The organism is Streptococcus sp. 27098_8_109, assembly GCF_041432295.1.
In the GTDB taxonomy this organism is placed as follows: domain Bacteria; phylum Bacillota; class Bacilli; order Lactobacillales; family Streptococcaceae; genus Streptococcus.
Map to the genome: position 1 here is coordinate 1 of NZ_JAPVZJ010000041.1, position 764 is coordinate 764.

At 45.5% G+C, this 764-nt stretch carries 1 protein-coding gene; it reads left to right on the plus strand.

Features of this window, described 5'->3' with window-relative positions:
- On the plus strand, positions 1-764 hold a 764-nt coding region (locus O3664_RS09125), incomplete at both ends, for a DUF1542 domain-containing protein (protein WP_371613938.1).

The following is a 764-nucleotide window of genomic DNA, read 5'->3' on the forward strand; positions in this document are numbered from 1 at the left end:
ATTGATGACGCATTGAAAGCTAAGAACGACGCGATTGATGCCAACAATGACTTAACAGACGAAGAAAAAACTGCGGCGAAAGCTGATGCAAAAGCCAAATCTGACGCAGCGAAGCAAGCAATCGACAAGGCGACAACAAATGATGCAGTAACGCAAGCTAAAAACGACGGAGCAACATCAGTAGATTCGGTGACTCCAACTCCGGTAGCCAAACCAGCAGCTAAGAAAGCCATCGATGACGCATTGAAAGCTAAGAACGACGCAATTGATGCCAACAACGATTTGACTGCTGAAGAAAAAGCCAAAGCTAAGGAAGACGCGAAAGTCAAAGCCGATGCAGCGAAGACTGCAATCGACAAGGCGACAACAAATGCAGCGGTGGAACAAGCTAAGGCTGATGGAGCGACAAGTGTATCTTTAGTAACACCAACAGCGCAAGCGAAGCCAGCTGCAAAACAAGCCATCGATGAAGCATTAAAAGCAAAAGAAGCAGCAATAGATGCCAACAATGACTTAACAGCAGAAGAAAAAACAAAAGCTAAAGAAGATGCGAAAGCCAAAGCAGACGCAGCAAAACAAGCAATTGATCAAGCAACAACAAATGCAGCGGTGGAACAAGCTAAGGCTGATGGAGCAACAAGTGTAGACTCAGTGACTCCAACAGCCCAAGCGAAGCCAGCGGCAAAACAAGCCATCGATGAAGCATTAAAAGCAAAAGAAGCAGCAATAGATGCCAACAATGACTTAACAGCAGAAGAGAAAGC